Source organism: Christiangramia qingdaonensis, assembly GCF_048381525.1.
GTDB lineage: Bacteria > Bacteroidota > Bacteroidia > Flavobacteriales > Flavobacteriaceae > Christiangramia.
The window spans coordinates 1,249,262-1,263,780 of sequence record NZ_JBLWIM010000012.1; the positions used below are offsets into that span (position 1 = coordinate 1,249,262).

18 protein-coding genes are annotated in these 14,519 nt (G+C 39.1%); 10 read left to right on the plus strand and 8 right to left on the minus strand.

What is annotated here, in order from left to right; translation table 11 throughout:
• Nucleotides 1-236 (plus strand): DUF1684 domain-containing protein (locus ACNI3T_RS10680; RefSeq protein ID WP_418227769.1); only part of this gene is annotated, 236 nt, incomplete at its 5' end.
• On the opposite strand, the gene ACNI3T_RS10685 is transcribed toward ACNI3T_RS10680, so the two are convergent.
• From ACNI3T_RS10685 to ACNI3T_RS10710, 6 genes are all read right to left on the minus strand, one after another.
• On the minus strand, nt 233-1,333 hold the full coding sequence (locus tag ACNI3T_RS10685; protein ID WP_418227770.1) for a porin: 1,101 nt from the start codon (nt 1,331-1,333) through the stop codon (nt 233-235). The two genes, ACNI3T_RS10680 and ACNI3T_RS10685, sit on opposite strands and share 4 nt — an antisense overlap.
• A gap of 122 nt (nt 1,334-1,455) precedes the next feature.
• Complete coding sequence (locus tag ACNI3T_RS10690) at nt 1,456-2,682, minus strand: ammonium transporter (protein ID WP_418227771.1); 1,227 nt, start codon at nt 2,680-2,682, stop codon at nt 1,456-1,458.
• Between the two features lie 27 nt (nt 2,683-2,709).
• Nucleotides 2,710-3,048, minus strand: a complete 339-nt coding sequence (locus tag ACNI3T_RS10695) for a P-II family nitrogen regulator (RefSeq protein ID WP_418227772.1) — start codon at nt 3,046-3,048, stop codon at nt 2,710-2,712.
• A gap of 164 nt (nt 3,049-3,212) precedes the next feature.
• Nucleotides 3,213-3,584, minus strand: coding sequence for a fluoride efflux transporter CrcB (crcB, locus tag ACNI3T_RS10700; RefSeq protein WP_418227773.1), 372 nt, complete (start codon nt 3,582-3,584; stop codon nt 3,213-3,215).
• The gene (locus tag ACNI3T_RS10705) at nt 3,577-4,632 is read right to left on the minus strand and encodes an SRPBCC family protein (protein WP_418227774.1); all 1,056 of its coding nucleotides are present in this window, start codon (nt 4,630-4,632) and stop codon (nt 3,577-3,579) included. The genes crcB and ACNI3T_RS10705 overlap by 8 nt, the downstream gene beginning before the upstream one ends.
• A 53-nt stretch (nt 4,633-4,685) precedes the next feature.
• On the minus strand, nt 4,686-4,874 hold the full coding sequence (locus tag ACNI3T_RS10710) for a DUF3810 domain-containing protein (RefSeq protein ID WP_141878476.1): 189 nt from the start codon (nt 4,872-4,874) through the stop codon (nt 4,686-4,688).
• 45 nt (nt 4,875-4,919) lie between these two features.
• Here ACNI3T_RS10710 and ACNI3T_RS10715 point away from each other — a divergent pair, with 45 nt between their 5' ends.
• Nucleotides 4,920-5,306 (plus strand): pyrophosphohydrolase domain-containing protein, encoded by a 387-nt coding sequence (locus tag ACNI3T_RS10715; protein WP_418227775.1) that lies wholly within the window; start codon nt 4,920-4,922, stop codon nt 5,304-5,306.
• Between the two features lie 53 nt (nt 5,307-5,359).
• On the opposite strand, the gene ACNI3T_RS10720 is transcribed toward ACNI3T_RS10715, so the two are convergent.
• Nucleotides 5,360-6,409: a branched-chain amino acid aminotransferase gene (locus ACNI3T_RS10720; protein WP_418227776.1), complete on the minus strand. Its 1,050-nt coding sequence runs from the start codon at nt 6,407-6,409 to the stop codon at nt 5,360-5,362.
• 114 nt (nt 6,410-6,523) lie between these two features.
• Here ACNI3T_RS10720 and ACNI3T_RS10725 point away from each other — a divergent pair, with 114 nt between their 5' ends.
• The 3 genes from ACNI3T_RS10725 to ACNI3T_RS10735 all read left to right on the plus strand — a co-directional run bounded on the left by ACNI3T_RS10725 (nt 6,524) and on the right by ACNI3T_RS10735 (nt 8,682).
• Nucleotides 6,524-7,030: a DUF4920 domain-containing protein gene (locus ACNI3T_RS10725; protein ID WP_418227777.1), complete on the plus strand. Its 507-nt coding sequence runs from the start codon at nt 6,524-6,526 to the stop codon at nt 7,028-7,030.
• Nucleotide 7,031: 1 nt separating this feature from the next.
• The gene (gene mnmC2 / locus ACNI3T_RS10730; RefSeq protein ID WP_418227778.1) at nt 7,032-7,706 is read left to right on the plus strand and encodes a tRNA (5-methylaminomethyl-2-thiouridine)(34)-methyltransferase MnmC2; all 675 of its coding nucleotides are present in this window, start codon (nt 7,032-7,034) and stop codon (nt 7,704-7,706) included.
• A gap of 73 nt (nt 7,707-7,779) precedes the next feature.
• A complete protein-coding gene (locus ACNI3T_RS10735; RefSeq protein WP_418227779.1) occupies nt 7,780-8,682 on the plus strand; it encodes a TIGR01777 family oxidoreductase in 903 nt (300 codons plus the stop codon).
• Between the two features lie 48 nt (nt 8,683-8,730).
• On the opposite strand, the gene ACNI3T_RS10740 is transcribed toward ACNI3T_RS10735, so the two are convergent.
• Nucleotides 8,731-9,399: a YceI family protein gene (locus ACNI3T_RS10740; RefSeq protein WP_322300884.1), complete on the minus strand. Its 669-nt coding sequence runs from the start codon at nt 9,397-9,399 to the stop codon at nt 8,731-8,733.
• Nucleotides 9,400-9,552: 153 nt separating this feature from the next.
• Here ACNI3T_RS10740 and ACNI3T_RS10745 point away from each other — a divergent pair, with 153 nt between their 5' ends.
• The 5 genes from ACNI3T_RS10745 to ACNI3T_RS10765 form a co-directional block, all read left to right on the plus strand.
• Nucleotides 9,553-10,146 carry a nucleotide exchange factor GrpE gene (locus ACNI3T_RS10745; protein WP_418227780.1) on the plus strand — a complete coding sequence of 198 codons (594 nt, stop codon included), beginning with the start codon at nt 9,553-9,555 and terminating at the stop codon, nt 10,144-10,146.
• Between the two features lie 31 nt (nt 10,147-10,177).
• Nucleotides 10,178-11,302 (plus strand): molecular chaperone DnaJ, encoded by a 1,125-nt coding sequence (gene dnaJ, locus ACNI3T_RS10750; protein ID WP_322300882.1) that lies wholly within the window; start codon nt 10,178-10,180, stop codon nt 11,300-11,302.
• A gap of 206 nt (nt 11,303-11,508) precedes the next feature.
• A complete protein-coding gene (locus tag ACNI3T_RS10755) occupies nt 11,509-12,438 on the plus strand; it encodes an ABC transporter ATP-binding protein (protein ID WP_418227781.1) in 930 nt (309 codons plus the stop codon).
• Complete coding sequence (locus ACNI3T_RS10760; RefSeq protein ID WP_418227782.1) at nt 12,431-13,729, plus strand: ABC transporter permease; 1,299 nt, start codon at nt 12,431-12,433, stop codon at nt 13,727-13,729. The genes ACNI3T_RS10755 and ACNI3T_RS10760 overlap by 8 nt, the downstream gene beginning before the upstream one ends.
• 1 nt (nt 13,730) lies before the next feature.
• Nucleotides 13,731-14,519, plus strand: a 789-nt coding sequence (locus tag ACNI3T_RS10765; protein WP_418227783.1) for a mechanosensitive ion channel family protein, incomplete at its 3' end; no start/stop codon positions are given.

A 14,519-nucleotide genomic window follows, 5' to 3' on the forward strand; every position in this document is an offset into this window, starting at 1 on the left:
ATTTCGATTATTTGTTCCTGCCATTTACAGATGAGACCAACGGAATTTCTACTTATGATGGAGGGAGATATTTAGACTTCAGTATTCCTGAAGAGAAGAGGGTAACTATTGATTTTAATAGGGCATACAATCCTTATTGTGCATACAGCGGCCGGTATTCCTGTCCCATTCCTCCTAAGGAGAATCATTTGGAGACAGCAATACCGGCCGGCGTTAAAAAGTTTACTAAAAACTAGAATGCATAAATAGCAGCGACAAGAAAGGAAGCCAGATCACTATTTGGTTGTAGGTCTCGATCCAGAAATGCCGGAAAATCATCTGAGACGCTATCAAGTCGCAATTCAGGTTTGATGATAAGTCCGCCAGCCTGGTAACTTCCGGTGAGTGTGAAAGCTGTAATACTGGTGTCTGCACCATAAACAACACCTCCGTCTTCCAGTTCTTTAAAGTACTCAGCTCTTAAGCCAAGACCAAAATTGGCTGTAAGTGAAAGTTGCGGGTAGATTGCTGCACCATAGAAGCCTGTGCCATCAGTATCCTGGTAAGTAGTATTCAATCCAAGGTAGAAGCTGTCGGTTAGATCCCATCCCGTGGTTAGATCTATTTGAAATAGACTGTCATCTGAAAGTGATTGCTCTCCATAGAGAAGATTTAGAAAGGCACTTCCACCGTCTACACTGTAACCTAATTGCCCTCCAAAACTATATTTTCCGATAGGGTTGTATTCTGTATAGTCAGTAGGATTCATGATAGCCAGCATCCCGGTCCAGTTATCGTCAAAGCTAAAGTCGGCTTTGATCCCAGTGTGGGAGAAAGGGCCGTAGGAGAACATATAAGAAGTAGAATAATTGAAATTTGCAACCGGTGAAATTACCTCGTAACCAAGATAAGTGTTCCAATTTCCTAAAGTGAATTTTAGTGCGTCATTCACTTTATAGTAGGCGTATAACTGATTCACAATTTGGGCAGAACCCTGGGATAGAAATACAGCATCTTCACCTCGGGGTCCAAATACCAGATCTGCAACAAAGCCGACTTTATCATTTTCGTAACCCACTATTAAATTCGCCATTCCAATGGCAAAACCGGGATCATTGGCAAAGGAAGTCGCGGGAGCTGCAGGATCCAGAGTTACGGCGTCACCACCTACAATCTCTTCAGATTGGTTGAGCCCATTAAAATTTGTTCTGAAATAGGCATCAACACTTCCGCTTATACTAAATGTTGAGGCTTCTTCTGTCTCATTTTCCTGAGCCTGCAAGCTAAATGAGAAGAATAAGAGGCATGGTACAATGAAGATTTTTATTAATTTTGAAAATGTAATTGCATGCATAATTTTAAGATTAAAACATTGTTAGTGTATTCGTTTAGCGACGGTATTACTTAATGTATTTTAAAGTTTAGCAATTATATAGCGGAGCGTTTGGAGGAACGCTCCGTTTCTATTTTTAGCTGTTATTTCTGATTAAGTCCGAAATCTGGATAAGCATCCATTCCATGTTCATGGATGTCCAGACCTTCAGTTTCTTCTTTTGCTGAAACTCTTAGCCCAAGAGTAACCTTCAGAATATAGAATATGATAAATGAAGTCACTATACAGAAAGCGGCATAAGCTCCAACACCAATAAGTTGAGTGATGAACTGATCAATACCCGCCATATTTCCGAAGATACCTACGGCAAGGGTTCCCCATATTCCGCAGATCAAATGAACGGCTACGGCACCTACAGGATCGTCCAGTTTCAATTTGTCAACAAACGCGACTCCCATTACAATAATAACACCTGCGATCGCACCAATAAGAATTGCATCTGTTGGGGACATCTGGTCTGCACCGGCAGTGATTCCTACCAATCCACCCAGAATACCATTTAAAAACATAGTGATATCGTAGTTCTTATAAAGGATGCTGGAGAATATAAAGGAGGCTACTCCACCTGCTGCTGCTGCGAGACAGGTTGTTACCAGGGTTAATGAGGTTAGTTCTGGATCTGCAGAAAGTACTGAACCTCCATTAAATCCAAACCATCCTAACCATAAGATTAAAACTCCTGCAGTAGCAAAAGGCATGGAATGACCAGGAAAAGCTCCAATTTTACCATCTTTAAATTTTCCAATTCTTGCTCCTAAAAGGTAAATTGCAACGAGAGCTGCCCATCCACCAACAGAGTGAACAAGAGTTGAACCAGCAAAATCATAGAATCCCATTTCATCAAGGAATCCGCCACCCCATTTCCAGGATCCGGCTATTGGATATACAATTCCCACATAGAGAATTACAAAGACCATAAAACTGTTTAGTTTGATCCTTTCGGCTACAGCACCAGAAACGATAGTTGCTGCTGTCGCTGCAAACATTCCCTGAAATAGGAAATCTGTCCAGTAAGTATAGCCTTCGCTGTATGCCAGATCGAGGCTTCCATCGACTAGAGGACTATCCAGTCCAAAGCCTGCAAAACCAAAATATCCATTGAACTCTCCCGGATACATCAAATTGAATCCAAGCAGGCAATATAGTAAGAGACCTACAGTGATAATAAACAGGTTCTTAAATAATATGTTGATTGTATTCTTTTGCCTGGTAAGACCAATCTCTAGAAGAGCAAAGCCCATGTGCATAAAGAAAACGAGTGCCGTACAGATCATCATCCATACGTTATTGATAGTTAATATTCCTTCCATAATAAGTTACTGTTGAAATTGTAGTTTTTACTTGAGTGATTCGGAACCTTTTTCCTTGGTTCTTATTCGGTAGGCTTCATCTATTGTGGACACGAAGATCTTTCCATCTCCAACACTGCCGGTATAAGCAGCGTCCATTAATGTTTCTATTGTTTTGTCCATGAAACTGTCTGTGACCACGATAGACAGGTATCTTCGTTGAATATCTGCGGTGCTGTATGAAACACCTCGATAAACATGGCCTACCTTTTCATTGCCAACTCCGGTAACATCCCAGTAGCTAAAAAACGTAACTCCAATTGAGTGCAGGGCTGCTTTGGTCTTGTCAAACTCAGACTTGCGAATAATTGCTTCAATTTTTTTCATAAATGTTGATTAAGAGAGGTTTAAAGTTATTAAAAACTTTAACAGACCCTGTTAAAATACGGGTCGTCTATCAACTTTTACGATATAAATAAAAAACACCCCTATAAATTTAGGGGTGTTTAAATAAAAAGTTTAAAATCGAAATATATGTATCTGAAAATCGCTTAAAAAAGTCTGGAAAGGATAATTCCGAGGAATATGGCGATAATTCCCAGGATGATACTACCTAGAAAGTATATAGAGAATGAAATATAATCACCAGATTTTATCATGTTGAAATTTTCAAATGAAAAGGTGCTGAAGGTGGTGAAACCACCACAAAAACCAATGGCTATAAGAAAGTATAATGGATGATTGAGCATATCCTGTTTTATAAGCCAGCCAAGAGCAAGCCCTAGAAGAAAACTACCCAGAACATTAACTACTAAAGTTCCCTGGGGAATAACACCGCCAACATTTAAATACTTGCTTATCAAATATCGCAGACTGGATCCTAAACCACCTCCAAGAAAAACGAGTAGCAGGTTTTTAATCATCTAACGCTGTTTCTTTTTCTCCCAGAGGAATGTACAAATGAGTAATCCATTCGGCTGGATTCGCATTGTCCCTTGGTCCGGTAACATGTACCTGGAATAACTCAGCATCTTCCATAATTGCCAGGTCATTCTCCTGAATATATAGGTAAGCCGCATCCCAGGCTTCCTGTAGATATTCATAATCACCTTTTAGGGTGGTTTTCAATGTTTTTTGATTAGGCATAAAACCGTTCAGTACCTGGGTATCCTGAGGAGTGATCACCTCACTTGGAGTAAAGTACGCTGCTGAATAGATGGCGGTTCCTCTTTCTTCATTTCTTTCATTGAATAAAATAAAAGGTTTTCCGGTTATTTCAATATTATTAGAATTCATGAAGTTACTTACATCATTCGTCATATTTTCCATTTTCCCCGGGATCTGGGAAAGTCGGCTCGCAGTAGTGATATAAAGATAATAACCTCCACCATGTTGCGTCACACCGTCCACATTGATCGAATAACTTTCGATTTCCTTTCTTATTTGCTCCTCAAGATTATCCAATCCCTGTTTAAATACTGGCTGTAATCGCTGAGTCATACTTTCATCTTCAAATAAAAATGCTGCTTTTTCAAGAAAAGTTTGATCACCTTTTAATGTCCAGGTGGTTAAGACACTGTCATTTTGTTTTTCAAAAGACCACGAGATATCACTGGTACTTTCTCCAAAAGTTGTCTTGAAGGTGACCTCTTGCTCAATGCTACCATGAGGGTTGGCTTTCGTGGTAACCAGCGAACCATCACCCATTTCCTCACTTCTCCACTCGTAATTTGCACCCTCGCCAATGGTCTTATCACCGTAGTTGATGATCATGTCTTCAGCACCATTGGACCATGGTTCCCATTCTTTCCAGGTAGTAAGGTCATTTACCTCGTTATAAAGCACTTCCTGTGGAGCAGCGATCATGCGTTGTTCCTGTACCTGGTAACTTCCATCCTTGGTGGCGACATAAATGGAGGCTCCAATGAAAATGATTAATAGTAGGAAAAACAGGTATTTAAGAATTTTCATGATGAATGGGATTATCAGGGTCTAATATAATTATTTTGAAGTGGTTGCAAGAATCAATGATTCAGCTGTGTCTTGATTATGAATAAAATGACAATAAAAGCGATGAAGGCTAATAGCACCATCAAACTTCCTTTGTAGTATTTTTTATGCAGTTTCAAATCCTTTCGGTAACTAATGATCATAACGATGATAAATGCTACCACAAAAAAGGCAGCGAATATAAGTTGTCCGGTAGAAAACATTTAGTTAATTTTTCAGCAAAGTTAAACTTTTTAAACATTCTAATCATGAAGAAAGCTATTGCTGCTGTGGAAGAGTTCCATACTGCCTTTAACCTTGGCATCAAACTAAAGCCAGAGGCCAATCTTGGAAAGGCAAAGAATCTGTTGCGTTATCACCTATTGAAGGAAGAGAACGAGGAGTATCTGGAGGCAGCAAATAGCGGAGATCTTGTTGAGGTAGCAGATGCTCTTGGGGATATGCTCTATATATTATGCGGTACAATTCTCGAGCACGGCATGCAGCATAAGATCGAAGAAGTTTTTGAAGAGATACACCGAAGCAACATGAGCAAACTGGATGAAAACGCTGCGGCAGTTTATAGAGAGGATGGTAAGGTCCTGAAAGGGAAAAATTACTTTAAGCCTGAGATAGGTAAGATTCTTGAAAAATAAAAATCCCGAAAGAGAACTTTCGGGATCGTATATCATTGTTCTTTAGAGGAATTTTATTTCACCTCGTATGTCCAGTTGTAAAGATCTTCAGCTTCATTATACTGAATTTTCATAAGTGTATCCTTGAAAAAACTGGCATAAGAATCATCCATCACAGGTAATTCGAACTTTTCTTCCTTATAACCGAAGCCAACGATAGGATTGATCACAGTAGCGGTTCCAGATCCAAACATTTCTTTTAATTCTCCTTTTCTGGCAGCCTCAACGATTTCATTAACGCTAACCCTGCGTACTTCTACATCGATGTTGTTTTCCTCAGCAAGTTTTAAAACACTCTTTCTGGTCACACCGTCAAGAATCCGGTCATTTGTTGGTGCAGTTACCAGTTTATCTCCAATTCTAAAAAAGATATTCATAGTACCTGCCTCTTCAAGGTATTCGTGAGAATTGGCATCGGTCCAGATGATTTGTTGAAAACCTTCTTCTTTCGCAAGATTGGTAGGGTAGAACTGTGCTCCATAATTACCGGCAGCCTTAGCAAATCCAACTCCACCGTCTGCAGCTCTACTATATTTTTCTGAAAATTTCACTCTCACTTCTCCGCTGTAATAAGCTTGTGCTGGAGAACAAATGATCATGAATTTATATTCTTTTGCTGCGGAAGCTGAAACTCCTGCTTCTGTAGCGATCACGAACGGTCTTAGATATAAACTATTTCCAAAACCTTTCTTAATCCAGTCTTTATCTAACTTTAATAATTCTACCAGCGCCTCAAAGAAATATTCTTTTGGAAACTCAGGAATAGCCATCCGCGCACTGGATTTATTGATCCTTTCAAAATTCTGCTCTGGTCTGAAAAGCCAGATACGATCATCTTTATCCTTATAAGCTTTCATTCCCTCGAATACCGCCTGTCCATAATGAAATACACGAGCTGAAGGCTCTAAGGATAAAGGTCCGTAAGGTCTAATGATAGGTTTTTGCCACGCACCATCCTTGTAATCACATTCCATCATATGATCTGAGAAAACCTGTCCGAAAGCTAGATCGTCAAAATTTGTCTTATCAATTTTAGATTCGGTAGTCTTTTGTATCTCTATCATTAGTTGGTGTTTAGTGGTTGGTGTATTATTGCGCAAATTTACCTAAATAATAGCAGAATGAAAATCTAAAGTTTTGGTAAATTTGACGGCTAACCTCTGCATAGACCTTTAATCATGAAAAATTTAATGCTTGTTCTTGTCGTTTCCTGTCTTATATCGTGTAATCAAAAAAAAGAGAATGATAATATGAAAGCAGCAACAGAAGAAAATGTTGACGCTAATTATGAATCTTATGGTCAGGAAATTAGTCCTAAAGGCACTTTTTCCTCTTCAGTTATGCTAGAAAAATATGAAAGTTTGCGTGGCGGAGATACTATTAATGTGAAATTTGATACTAAAATTAATAGTGTCTGCCAGAATAAAGGCTGTTGGATGGTTCTGGAGTTACCCGGAGTGGATGATGTAATGGTGAAATTTGAAAATTATGGATTCTTTGTTCCAAAAGACGCTATGGGTAAAGACGTGATTGTTCGAGGTAAAGCTTTTATTGAGGAAACAACTGTAGAAGAACAACGTCATTACGCTGAGGATGCTGGGAAATCTATAGATGAAGTGATGGCGATTAGCGAACCTGAGAAAAAATTTGGTTTTATAGCTGATGGTGTTTTAATAAAAAAATAATTTGGAAAGAAAGATCATTAAAACCAGCGATGGTTCCGTGACCATCCATTTGCCGGAATGGGATGAACAATATCATTCCAAACATGGTGCTATTCAGGAAGCGAGGCATGTTTTTCTAAAAATGGGATTACATCAATGGTTGGAATTAAATTCAAAGAGACCACTAGAAATTCTGGAGATTGGTTTTGGAACCGGTCTTAATGCTTTTCTAACTCTTTTAGAATCTAATCGCCTAGACCTTCAGATAAAATATACAGGAGTAGAAGCGTATCCGGTAGTTCCTTCAGAAATTGAAATGCTTAATTATCCAGAGGCCGCCGATGCTGCTTCAGCTGAAGATCAATTTAAAAAACTACATTCTGTTCCCTGGGAAATTTCAGCACCCATTACCGAAAAATTTTCATTATTGAAGAATAAGCTGACATTTCAGGAACTCGATATGACCAATCAGTTTGACCTGGTATATTTTGACGCTTTTGGTGCGAGAGTTCAACCAGAGCTCTGGAGAGAGGATATTTTCAATTCGATGTATAAAGCTTTAATGGCTAATGGTGTCCTTGTAACCTATGCTGCGAAAGGGAGTGTTCGGAGAGCCATGATGTCTGCTGGTTTTGAGGTAGAAAAATTACCAGGCCCTCCAGGCAAGCGTGAAATGTTAAGAGCTGTTAAACTATAACTGCATTCTCGTTAAACCTGTAGAATTGTGCTACACCTGCCTTTAGTGTGTCGTATATTTCTTCAAAAAAGAGATGAAAGTACTTATTACAGGAGCTACTGGAATGATTGGTTCCAGGTTGAGCGATTTATGCAGAGAGAGTGGCATGATAGTACATTATCTAACTACCAGTAAATCGAAGATCGAAAAAAGGGAAGATTATAAAGGTTTTTACTGGAATCCAAAGTCTGAAGAAATAGAAAAAGAATGCCTTGATGGTGTTTCAACGATTATTCACCTTGCAGGTGCCAGTATCGCTAAAAAATGGACTTCAGAATATAAAGAAACCATCATTAAGAGCAGAACCGAAACTGCAGCATTGCTATATGACACCCTGAAAAATAATGAACACCAGGTAGAAAATTTTATTTCTGCCAGCGCTATTGGTAAATATCCGGACTCCCTTGAAAAATTATACTTCGAGGATGACGAAGTTCTTGCAGATAATTTTGTTGGCACGGTAGTGAAGAAATGGGAAGCAGCAGCAGACAGGTTTAGTAACCTTGGAATAGACGTAGCAAAAATTCGCGTTGGGCTGGTGCTTTCAGAAAAGGGTGGGATGCTTGAGAAGGTTAGGAAACCTATAGAGATGAATGTCGGAGCTCCTTTGGGAAGTGGGAAACAGTGGCAGAGCTGGATTCATCTCGATGACCTTGCCGGTATTTTTCTTCATGCTATAGAAAGAGAGCTTACAGGAGTTTATAATGCGGTTGCCCCAAATCCGGTAACAAATAAGGAAATGACCAAGCAGTTAGCCGATCAACTCAATAAGCCGTTATGGCTCCCAAATGTTCCGAAGTTCGTACTTAAAACCATGTTAGGTGAAATGTCACAGATCGTACTTTCCAGTCAGTTGGTAAGTTGTAAGAAGATCGAAGAACATGGATACAAATTTAAATACTCCAATCTGTCCAAAGCTTTGGAAGATCTTACTTAAAAAAAAGGCTGCCAGATGGCAGCCTTTTTTATGATTTGATCTTTATAATTAAGCTTTTTTAGCTTCAAGGTTGATCGTTAACTGAATTTCATCATTGATGAACTTGTCTCCAAGACCTTCAAATACAGATTTAGAACCGTAGTTTACGTTCCATTTTGTACGATCAATGCTGAAATCCTCACTGCTAATAGTGTAAGTATCATCATTCTTACTGATAGTTACAGGGAAAGAAATGTTTTTAGTAACTTCTTTCATTGTAAGGTTTCCTTGTAGCATAGTAGTACCTTCTTCTTCACTGATTCCAGTTACTTCGAAAGTAGCTTCAGGATATTCCTGAACGTTAAAGAAGTCACCTTCTTTTCCTTCTACAGTTCCCATAAGGTGAGCCTCAAGATTTGACTTCTCTTCTCCTTCAAGATCTGTAACTTCGATAGACTGCATGTCGATCACGAAAGTTCCACTCTGGATCGTAGAATCTGTAGCCATAAATGTACCTTCTTTCACAGCAATAGTTCCTGTGTGATTTCCAGTTGGCTTAGAACCTTGCCATTCAATGGTTGAAGCAGTAGTATCTACTTTATATTCCATTGCTTCAGCTTCAGCAGTTGCCGCATCTTTCGCGTCTGCAGTTTCAGCTTCGTTATTGTTATTCTTACATGCTGTAAAACCAAGTCCAAGACTAGCCACTACAAAGGCATTCAGTATTAATTTTTTCATTGTTAAAGTTTTTTATATTCCGCGCAAAAGTAATTTGAAAATCAAACCATGCTTCTTAAAGTTTTATTAAATAATTACTGTGACATTTTGACATTTCATCTTTATTGGCAATGATTTTGACCCAATTGCAGCAGAAAGTAAATTTTTAATAAAATGAGCCGAAAAGAAGATAACATCAAAGACGAAGATAAGAAAGTGAAAGACCAGGTTGAGAATGCGATGGAGGAAGCGATCAATGAGGTAGACCAGGCCGGTGATGATACCGAAGCAGAAGATACAGCAAGCGATAACGAACTTAGCGAAGAAGAACGCATGAAAGAAGATCTTCAAAAAGAGAAAGATAAATTTCTGAGACTTTTTGCTGAATTTGAAAATTATAAGCGTAGAACTTCAAAGGAACGTCTGGAATTGTTCAAAACTGCCAACCAGGAAGTAATGACAGCTATGTTGCCGGTTATGGACGATTTTGACAGGGCGATGAACGAGATTAATAAATCTGGTGACGAGAACCTACTCAAAGGAGTTGAATTAATCCATAATAAGCTTCGCGAAACTCTAAAAGCTAAAGGTCTTGAAAGAATGGACGTAGAACAGGGGAGTGATTTCGATTCTGAAATTCATGAAGCTATTACCCAAATCCCTGCGCCTTCAGAAGATCTTAAAGGAAAGATCGTAGATGTGGTTGAGCCAGGTTATAAGCTTGGAGAAAGAATTATCAGGTATCCAAAAGTGGTTACAGGAAAATAAAAACGCTTTTACAGAATTGTAAAAACATAGTATGAAAGAAGATTATTACGAAATATTAGGCGTAAGTAAAGACGCTTCAGCAGCAGAAATCAAGAAGGCATATCGAAAACTGGCTTTGAAGTATCACCCGGATAAGAATCCTGGAGACTCCTCAGCTGAAGACATGTTTAAGAAATCTGCTGAAGCCTATGAGGTATTAGGAAATCAGGAAAAACGTGCTAAATATGATCGTTTTGGTCATCAGGCATTCGATGGCGGCGGCTTCGGTGGTGGCGGCGGTATGAATATGGATGACATATTCAGCCAGTTCGGTGACATCTTTGGCGGTGGTTTTGGCGGTGGCGGAGGCTTCTCCGGTTTCGGCGGCGGCTTTGGTGGAGGTCAGAGACGTGCAAAAGGGAGTAATCTCAGAATACGCGTGAGCCTTAACCTCGAAGAGATCGCTAACGGTTGTGAAAAGAAGATCAAAGTGAAGCGTAAAGTCCAGGCTTCAGGAACCACTTATAAAACCTGTAGTACCTGTAACGGTTCAGGTCAGGTAACCAGAGTCACCAACACGATTCTAGGTAGAATGCAAACTGCTTCTCCTTGTACTACTTGTGGTGGGTCAGGTCAAATTATTGACAAGAAGCCAGATGGTGCAGATGCTCAGGGTCTTATTATGAAGGAGGAAACTGTTTCTATCAAGATTCCAGCGGGAGTTGAAGATGGGATGCAGTTAAAGGTTTCCGGGAAAGGAAATGATGCTCCTGGTAATGGAGTTCCTGGTGATCTACTGGTCGCGATCGAAGAGAAAGAACACCTAAGTTTGCAGCGTGAAGGAGACAATCTTCATTATGACCTTTATATAAGTTATTCTGAAGCAGCTCTTGGTACTTCAAAAGAGATCGATACTGTAACTGGAAAAGTTCGTATCAAGATCGAAGAAGGGGTACAGTCTGGAAAGATTTTACGTCTTCGCGGTAAAGGTATTAGTAGCATCAATGGCTACGGAAAAGGAGATTTGCTGGTTCACGTAAATGTATGGACTCCAAAAACTTTGAATAAAGAACAAAAAGAGTTTTTCGAGAGAATGGCTAATGACGATAACTTCCAGCCGAATCCAGAGAAAAGCGACAAATCATTTTTTGAAAAAGTAAAAGATATGTTTTCATAAAATCCAATTTTAAGAAAATTTTTATATATTTGATTATCGCTAAGTCTTTTAGCGATAATTTTTCTTTTTCATAGCAATTTTTTTCCCATCCTTAATTTATTGAGGGTGGGTTTTGTTTTTAAGGACTTTTTTGAATAATAAAATCTTCTTAATCGACTTTTTCTCTGTTGCTATTTCTATATCTTTAACATATTATAAAGAACTCTATGGATAATCTTTTGGTTGCCGAGAATGTCTACAAGCGCTTCGGAAAATTTACAGCACTCAACGATGTCTCTCTAAGTATCCCACGCGGAAGTATTTTTGGACTCCTGGGTCCCAATGGAGCAGGCAAGACCACCTTTCTCAGGATAATCAACCAGATCACTATGCCAGATGAGGGCATGTTGTATCTTGATGGTAAACCATTACATCCAGATGATATCGCGCATATTGGCTACCTCCCCGAAGAAAGAGGGCTCTACAAATCCATGAAAGTTGGAGAACAGGCACTATACCTGGCAAGATTGAAAGGATTGAGTAAAGCAGAAGCCAAGGAAAGACTTAAATACTGGTTCGAGAAGCTGGAAATAGAGGAATGGTGGGATAAAAAGATCCAGGAATTGTCTAAGGGAATGGCTCAGAAAGTACAATTTGTGATCACCGTTTTACACCGGCCTAAACTTCTGATTTTCGACGAACCCTTTAGCGGATTTGATCCAGTGAACGCGAATCTTATTAAGGATGAAATATTACAATTGAGAGACGAAGGAGCTACTATTTTATTCTCTACTCATCGTATGGAAAGCGTGGAAGAACTTTGCGATTATATAGCACTAATCCATAAATCGAATAAATTACTGGATGGTCCAATAAACGAGATCAAAAAAGCATATACTTCAAACACCTTCGAAATTGGTCTGGAAACGGCAGATAAAAATGCTTTGTATGCAGACTTACAGTCAAAATTTGAAGTTGGGCCCGCTAAGTACAAGAGTATTCAGGACGATCTCAAACTAACCATCAAAGTTGGAGATAAGGACGATTCTAATGAACTGCTTAGATATTTATTGAGCCAGGCGAAAGTGAATCATTTTGTTGAGGTGATTCCTTCAGTAAACGATATTTTCATTAAAACAGTGACTCAGAATGCGTAATTTAAAGTTGATCATTAGCAGGGAATATCTTGCCCGGGTGCGCAACAAAACATTTATCGTGATGACGTTTTTGAGTCCGCTCATCTTCGTGGGGATGATCATGTTGATCGCTTATTTAAGTATGCTCAATAGTACCGATCAAAAGATCATTGGAATTCATGATGACGCAGGAATATTTGCTGAAGAATTTAAAGATGGAGAGCAGGTTCAATATCTGGATCTATCAGAAAAAGATCTTCAACTTGCCAGGACTCAGGTGCTGGAAAATGAATATTTCGGACTCATCCATATCTCTCCCTTGAATTCTGTTAGTGGCAAACCAGATACAATCGAATTCTTCGGAAATGAAACACCGGGTTTTGGAACTATAGAAAATATCGAGAAAACTATTTCAGATAAACTAACCCGTAAGCAGCTAATTGATAAAGGAATCGATGTTTCAGAAATTGATAAAGCGAGAGCAGATGTTAGCGTGGATATCCAGAATTTCTCGGGAGAGAAAAGCTCGAAAATGTCTAATTATATTAAAATGTTCTTTGGTGGTGCAGCCGGTTACCTGCTTATGATGTTCATCATAATTTATGGTAACATGGTGATGCGTAGTGTGATTGAGGAAAAGACGAACAGGATCATAGAAATCATTGTTTCTTCAGTAAAACCCTTTCAGTTATTACTGGGGAAAGTTTTGGGGACCAGTCTTGCAGGACTTACACAGTTCGTAGTCTGGGTGGTCCTGGGAAGTGTGCTTTTATTAGGATTGTCCACTTTCCTTGGCATAGATCCTATGGCAGCACAGACGCCGGCTACTATGGCGATGGAAAATGCTGGGAATCCAAAGATCAATCAGCTGGTGATCGATATTCTGAAGTTACCTTATGCCAGCCTGCTTAGTTTCTTTGTGATCTATTTTATTGGCGGATACTTTCTGTACAGTTCTGTTTATGCAGCGATTGGAGCTGCGGTAGATAGTGAAACTGATACGCAGCAATTTATGTTTCCGGTTATTCTCCCCCTAATTTTAGGGATTTACGTAGGTTTCTTTTCTGTGGTGGAAAACCCGCACGGAACGGTATCAACCATATTTTCATTTATACCTTTCACATCACCTATTGTAATGCTTATGCGTATTCCATTTGGGGTGCCGTGGTATGAAATCTTAATTTCCATCATTATTTTAATTGGAACCAATTTCGCAGTACTTTGGTTATCAGCAAAAATTTATCGTGTTGGAATCTTGATGTACGGGAAGAAACCAAGCTATAAAGAATTGTATAAGTGGCTTAAGTATTAGAATGCAGGAAGATCAATCTACAAAAGAGAAAGTTACAGAAGTAATTGAGGAAGATATCTGGGGTTTGATCCAGGATTTCTGGAATGCCGGATTCAGTTATCAGATTGGAGGCGATGATGTAAAGATCACCGTTGGAATGGTCATTATCGTTATTCTGTCCTTTCTGTTAACCAGCGTGGCATTAAGATTAATTCGATCTTTCATCACCTCAAAACTGATGGACGAAGACAAGATGAAGTTTATTAGCGTCTTCAAATTCATCAAATACTTTGTATATCTTACGGTGATCCTGATTACTTTAAGCTCGACGGGTGTAGATGTAACTATCTTATTAACAGCGTCTGCCGCCTTATTTGTAGGTCTTGGTCTGGCATTGCAGGAATTATTTCAGGACGTCATTGGAGGCATCTTTATCATTCTGGATAAATCACTTCTGGTTGGAGATATCATAGAAATGGATGGCCGGGTAGCCAGGGTTTTCGAAATTAAACTAAGAACTACCCGGGCGCTTACAAGAGATGATAAAGTGATGATCATCCCAAACCATAAGTTTATAAGCGATACAGTATATAACTATACGCAGAACCATAAGACCACCCGGGAATCGGTTAAAGTAGGAGTTGCTTATGGCAGTGATGTTGAAAAGGTTAGAATGATACTGCTGGAATGCGCCAAGGAGCAAAAAGGTATTTTAAAGAAGCCTGAGCCATTTGTGCTTTTTGAGGATTTTGGAGATTCAGCTTTAATGTTTGCATTACATTTCTATGTGTCAGATAGTTTTGTAGATCCA

What these genes read in the sequence shown, in the direction of transcription:
- ACNI3T_RS10685 (WP_418227770.1), bottom strand. Translation starts at nt 1,333, where the DNA reads ATGCATGCAATTACATTTTCAAAATTAATAAAAATCTTCATTGTACCA.
- ACNI3T_RS10690 (WP_418227771.1), bottom strand. Translation starts at nt 2,682, where the DNA reads ATGGAAGGAATATTAACTATCAATAACGTATGGATGATGATCTGTACG.
- ACNI3T_RS10695 (WP_418227772.1), bottom strand. Translation starts at nt 3,048, where the DNA reads ATGAAAAAAATTGAAGCAATTATTCGCAAGTCTGAGTTTGACAAGACC.
- crcB (WP_418227773.1), bottom strand. Translation starts at nt 3,584, where the DNA reads ATGATTAAAAACCTGCTACTCGTTTTTCTTGGAGGTGGTTTAGGATCC.
- ACNI3T_RS10705 (WP_418227774.1), bottom strand. Translation starts at nt 4,632, where the DNA reads ATGAAAATTCTTAAATACCTGTTTTTCCTACTATTAATCATTTTCATT.
- ACNI3T_RS10710 (WP_141878476.1), bottom strand. Translation starts at nt 4,874, where the DNA reads ATGTTTTCTACCGGACAACTTATATTCGCTGCCTTTTTTGTGGTAGCA.
- ACNI3T_RS10715 (WP_418227775.1), top strand. Translation starts at nt 4,920, where the DNA reads ATGAAGAAAGCTATTGCTGCTGTGGAAGAGTTCCATACTGCCTTTAAC.
- ACNI3T_RS10720 (WP_418227776.1), bottom strand. Translation starts at nt 6,409, where the DNA reads ATGATAGAGATACAAAAGACTACCGAATCTAAAATTGATAAGACAAAT.
- ACNI3T_RS10725 (WP_418227777.1), top strand. Translation starts at nt 6,524, where the DNA reads ATGAAAAATTTAATGCTTGTTCTTGTCGTTTCCTGTCTTATATCGTGT.
- ACNI3T_RS10735 (WP_418227779.1), top strand. Translation starts at nt 7,780, where the DNA reads ATGAAAGTACTTATTACAGGAGCTACTGGAATGATTGGTTCCAGGTTG.
- ACNI3T_RS10740 (WP_322300884.1), bottom strand. Translation starts at nt 9,399, where the DNA reads ATGAAAAAATTAATACTGAATGCCTTTGTAGTGGCTAGTCTTGGACTT.
- ACNI3T_RS10745 (WP_418227780.1), top strand. Translation starts at nt 9,553, where the DNA reads ATGAGCCGAAAAGAAGATAACATCAAAGACGAAGATAAGAAAGTGAAA.
- dnaJ (WP_322300882.1), top strand. Translation starts at nt 10,178, where the DNA reads ATGAAAGAAGATTATTACGAAATATTAGGCGTAAGTAAAGACGCTTCA.
- ACNI3T_RS10755 (WP_418227781.1), top strand. Translation starts at nt 11,509, where the DNA reads ATGGATAATCTTTTGGTTGCCGAGAATGTCTACAAGCGCTTCGGAAAA.
- ACNI3T_RS10760 (WP_418227782.1), top strand. Translation starts at nt 12,431, where the DNA reads ATGCGTAATTTAAAGTTGATCATTAGCAGGGAATATCTTGCCCGGGTG.